Here is a 2,757-nt window from a genome sequence, read left to right as displayed (position 1 = left end):
CTTTAGGGCGGACGGGGTTTGGGTGGAACTCCTGGGAATGAGCCCCGCGCCGGGCTGCGGCGCGAGGCTCTATGTCGGCCGATCAGTCGGCCGGGTTCCAGATGATGGCGTAGGTGTCGTCATCGTCCTGGCCGGCGGCGCGGCCAAGATTGGCGTAGAGCTTGCGCGGTCCGAACTCCGGCGCTGCAATCGACAGGCTCACATAATCCTTGCCAGAAGTCTCGCCGGTGCGGATCCAGCCGGCGCCAACTTCGACCCCTTGCGTCAGCACCCGGAAGTCGGGATGGTTATCGGCGCTCTTGGCCTGGTTGGGGGCGATATCGATGTCGGCGCGGACGCTGAGCGTCTTGAGCTGGCCCTTGTAGGCGCCGTTTTCCTGCTTGTTGACGTAACCGATCGCGGTCATTTCGAAGTCTCCTTTTGTGGTTTCGCCGGGGACCATCCCCTGCGATGGCGCACCGTAATGGGCGCGTCAGGGCCGCCTGAATCCGACAGGGCCGCAGCGACAGTGAAGGACCCGAGCGGGCAGCTTTTTTGTGAGCGAAGCGGCGCGAGGAAGCCGCCGCAGGCGGCGGGGAAAAAAGCTGATGGCGCGAGGGTTTCGGGCGGCCGGACCCGCCCATAGGTCGACAAGCCAGCCGCAGGGATGGTCCTTGGAGAGAGCATGGAGACCGCTCGCCAAGTGCGGTCTGTCAGCCAAGCAGGACGCCGGGATGAAACGGCCTGCAAAGATGCTGCGCCCTTATGCCGGATCGAGATCGGGCCAGCGGGTCGGGCGCCAGAGCAGACATTCGGCATGGTGCGATCTATGAAAGCAGGGCTCGCCAGCGGGAATTTGATACGCGAAGGGGCCAAAGTAAGGCTGGATGAGAAGCCGGTGCTACCTGCAGGTCCAGTGTCATGTGGCGGCGCTCGGGAAACCGCTACGCAATGTGACGCGCTCTTATGAGGCGAACAGACCGGCCCCAAAACCGATCGACCGGTGGTCGGCGCGAAACGCGTCATGCCTGTCCGAAAGCTGACAGTGGCAGAAGACGCATGTCGGGTTCCGCACAATTGACCATGCTGGATTTGTGAGGTTTTCAGGGAGAGCCATGCGTTCACTTCCCAGTGAGCTTTGGCACCGCATTTGCTCTTGAGATGTGGCAACACGGATCGAAGGTTGACTGCATGCACAAGCGCGAGATGAGCAATGCTCTCCTTTCCTGGAGGCTTGGCAGCAGATTCGATTGTGACGTTGCGAGGAGCTTCAGCCACTCGCGGCGGAAGTGATCTCAAATCTGAAGGGACCGTTGGGGCCGCAGCTATCAAACCCATCTTTCTCTTTTTCGCAGCTCGTCTTCAACGCGATGCGGACTTCTTCTGGAGAAGGGCTCGACTTGCAAAAAGGAGTTGTCAATGACGTCTTACGTTCGCACCAACAGCCCGGCGCAGGTGCGCTCACTGTCCACCTTTGGCAAGCATCTGCAAAGGAGCGTGCTGACGGCGACGCTGCTTGCCGCGGCTTCGACGGGAAGTGAAGCGCAGCCCTATGTTCGTGCTGACGGCAGCACGACTGACGACTTGGAAGCGGCGCGAGCAAGTTGGCGTCATGACGCCGAATTCAATGGAAATGTGGGGCTCGCAGCCATCAACGCGGATGCCGCGTATGCGTTGGGTTCCACCGGGGAGGGGGCCAGAGCTCCTCGCCTGCCCTCGTCCGTCTTGACGAGTGCCCGCTTACAGCCTACCTCACTATCGCGTTAGCACTCGTCCATCGCGAGTGCTAACAAAAACCCCTCAACATCCGCACCAGGGAAAAATCCGAAAATGGCAAAGTCGAAGTTCCGCCCGCTGCATGACCGCGTGGTCGTTCGCCGGGTCGAATCCGAATCCAAGACCGCTGGCGGGATCATCATCCCGGATACGGCAAAGGAAAAGCCGCAGGAAGGCGAGATCATCGCCGTCGGCTCCGGCGCCCGCGACGAAGCTGGCAAGCTCGTCCCACTGGACGTCAAGGCCGGCGACCGCATCCTGTTCGGCAAGTGGTCGGGCACCGAAGTCAAGCTCAATGGCGAAGACCTTCTGATCATGAAGGAATCCGACATCATGGGCATCATCGGCTCATATCAGGCCCTTTCGTCAACTGAATTCCCGGGCTCGATTGAAGCCCCTGCCAGGAGCTAAAAATGGCTGCCAAAGACGTAAAATTCTCCCGCGATGCCCGCGAGCGCATGCTGCGCGGCGTCAACATTCTCGCCGACGCGGTGAAGGTCACGCTCGGCCCCAAGGGCCGCAACGTGGTCATCGACAAGTCGTTCGGCGCCCCGCGCATCACCAAGGACGGCGTCACCGTCGCCAAGGAAATTGAGCTTGAGGACAAGTTCGAGAACATGGGCGCGCAGATGGTCCGCGAAGTTGCTTCGAAGACCAACGACATCGCTGGCGACGGCACCACGACCGCAACCGTTCTGGCACAGTCGATCGTCCAGGAAGGCCACAAGGCGGTTGCCGCCGGCATGAACCCGATGGACCTGAAGCGCGGCATCGACCTCGCGGTAACCGACGTCGTTGCGACCCTGATCAAGAACGCCAAGAAGATCAAGACCTCCGAAGAGGTTGCCCAGGTCGGCACCATCGCCGGCAACGGCGACGAGTCGGTCGGCAAGATGATCGCCGAAGCGATGCAGAAGGTCGGCAACGAAGGCGTCATCACGGTTGAAGAAGCCAAGACCGCCGAGACCGAACTCGAAGTCGTCGAAGGCATGCAGTTCGACC

Annotated in this window: 3 protein-coding genes and 1 pseudogene; 3 read left to right on the top strand and 1 reads right to left on the bottom strand. The window is 61.1% G+C overall.

The window, feature by feature from the left end:
- Nucleotides 1-82: 82 nt before the first annotated feature.
- The gene (locus tag EOB49_RS12920; protein WP_127318499.1) at nucleotides 83-406 is read right to left on the bottom strand and encodes a DUF736 domain-containing protein; all 324 of its coding nucleotides are present in this window, start codon (nucleotides 404-406) and stop codon (nucleotides 83-85) included.
- Nucleotides 407-1,398: 992 nt separating this feature from the next.
- Here EOB49_RS12920 and EOB49_RS36930 point away from each other — a divergent pair.
- From EOB49_RS36930 to EOB49_RS12910, 3 genes and pseudogenes are all read left to right on the top strand, one after another.
- Nucleotides 1,399-1,746 carry a hypothetical protein gene (locus EOB49_RS36930; RefSeq protein WP_063169239.1) on the top strand — a complete coding sequence of 116 codons (348 nt, stop codon included), beginning with the start codon at nucleotides 1,399-1,401 and terminating at the stop codon, nucleotides 1,744-1,746.
- 63 nt (nucleotides 1,747-1,809) lie between these two features.
- Nucleotides 1,810-2,103, top strand: a pseudogene (gene groES / locus EOB49_RS12915) (co-chaperone GroES); the annotation flags it as partial.
- Nucleotides 2,104-2,168: 65 nt separating this feature from the next.
- On the top strand, nucleotides 2,169-2,757 hold a 589-nt coding region (locus tag EOB49_RS12910), incomplete at its 3' end, for a TCP-1/cpn60 chaperonin family protein (RefSeq protein WP_281060559.1).

Source organism: Mesorhizobium sp. M7A.F.Ca.MR.148.00.0.0, assembly GCF_003997735.1.
Classification (GTDB): domain Bacteria; phylum Pseudomonadota; class Alphaproteobacteria; order Rhizobiales; family Rhizobiaceae; genus Mesorhizobium.
Note: the sequence above shows the minus strand (reverse complement) of the source record. Positions and strands in the feature narration are given on the sequence as shown.